The sequence below is a fragment of the Sedimenticola hydrogenitrophicus genome, assembly GCF_025175675.1.
Taxonomy (GTDB): Bacteria; Pseudomonadota; Gammaproteobacteria; order Chromatiales; family Chromatiaceae; genus Sedimenticola; species Sedimenticola hydrogenitrophicus.
Genome location: NZ_JANIOA010000095.1, coordinates 1 through 1655, shown reverse-complemented (window position 1 = coordinate 1655; position 1655 = coordinate 1). Strand labels below are relative to the sequence as shown.

General features: G+C 67.4%; 2 protein-coding genes. Both read right to left on the bottom strand.

Annotation, left to right across the window (positions count from 1 at the left end; genetic code table 11):
- The coding region (locus NPX02_RS21065; RefSeq protein WP_260296030.1) for an electron transfer flavoprotein subunit alpha/FixB family protein at positions 1-876 on the bottom strand (876 nt) is incomplete at its 3' end.
- A complete protein-coding gene (locus NPX02_RS21060) occupies positions 873-1625 on the bottom strand; it encodes an electron transfer flavoprotein subunit beta/FixA family protein (RefSeq protein WP_260296029.1) in 753 nt (250 codons plus the stop codon). The genes NPX02_RS21060 and NPX02_RS21065, both read right to left, overlap by 4 nt.
- Positions 1626-1655: the final 30 nt, after the last annotated feature.

Here is a 1655-nt window from a genome sequence, read left to right as displayed (position 1 = left end):
GCCGTAGTCGGCCACCTGGAAGATCGGCGCCTCCTCGTCCTTGTTGATCGCCACGATCACCTTGCTCTCCTTCATCCCCGCCAGGTGCTGGATCGCCCCCGAGATGCCCACCGCGATGTACAGCTCCGGCGCCACGATCTTGCCCGTCTGTCCCACCTGGTAGTCGTTCGGCACATAGCCCGCGTCCACCGCCGCCCGCGACGCCCCGATCGCCGCGTTCAGCTTGTCCGCCACCACCTCGATCAGCTGGAAGTTCTCGCCGCTGCCCAGGCCGCGGCCACCCGACACCACGATCCGCGCACTGGTCAGCTCCGGCCGCTCCGATTTCGTCAGCTCCGCGCCTACATAGCTCGACTTCGCGTAGCCCTCGCCCGCCGCGATCGCCTCGATCGCCGCACTGCCGCCCTCGCCCGCCGCATCGAACGCCGTGCCGCGCACCGTGATCAGCTTGATTGGATCGATACTGCGCACCGTCGCCAGTGCATTGCCGGCATAGATCGGCCGCACGAAGGTGTCCGCACTCTCGATCCCGGTGATGTCCGACAGCATCGCCACGTCCAGCAGCGCCGCCACCCGCGGCAGGAAGTTCTTGCCAAACGTGGTCGCCGGCGCCAGCACGTGGCTGTAGCCCTGCGCCAGTTGCCTCACCAGCAGCGACAGCCCTTCCGCCAGCGGGTGTTCATACACCGCCGCGTCCGCCACCAGCACCTTGCTCACCCCGGCAATCCGCGCCGCCGCCTCCGCCACCGCGCCGCAGTTCGCCCCTGCCACCAGCAGGTGAACCTCATCCCCCAACCGGCCCGCCGCCGTCACCGTGTGCAGGGTCGCGCTCTTCAGCGCCCGGTTGTCGTGTTCCGCTATGACCAGAATACTCATGCAATCACCTTCGCTTCGTTACGCAGCTTCTCCACCAGCTCCGCCACCGTCTCCACCTTGATGCCCGCCTGGCGCCGGCCCGGCTCGCTCACTTTCAACAGCTGCAGCCGCGGCGCAATGTCCACCCCCAGCTCCGCCACCGGGATCACCTCCAGCGGCTTCTTCTTCGCCTTCATGATGTTCGGCAGCTTGGCATAACGCGGCTCGTTCAGCCGCAGGTCGGTGCTCACCACCGCCGGCAGTTGCAGGTTCACCGTCTCCAGCCCGCCGTCGATCTCCCGGGTCACCGCCACCTCACCGTCCGCCAGTACCACCCTGGAGGCAAAGGTCCCCTGCGGCCAGCCCAGCAGCGCCGCCAGCATCTGCCCCACCTGGTTGCTGTCGTCGTCGATCGCCTGCTTGCCCAGGATCACCAGCTCCGGCTGCTCCCGCTCCACCACCGCCCGGAGCAGCTTCGCCACCGCCAGCGGCTGCAGCTCGTCCGCGCTCTCCACCAGGATGCCGCGGTCCGCCCCCAGCGCCAGCGCATTGCGGATCGTCTCCTGGCTCGGCGTCGCCCCCAGCGACACCACCACGATCTCCTCCGCCCGGCCCGCCTCCTTGATCCGTACCGCCTCTTCCACCGCGATCTCGTCAAACGGGTTCATCGACATCTTGACGTTGGCTAACTCCACCCCCGTCCCGTCCGCCTTCACGCGCACCTTTACGTTGTAATCCACAACGCGCTTTACTGCGACCAGTACTTTCATACATCACCTTCGGTTGGTTTGGCTGCCGCC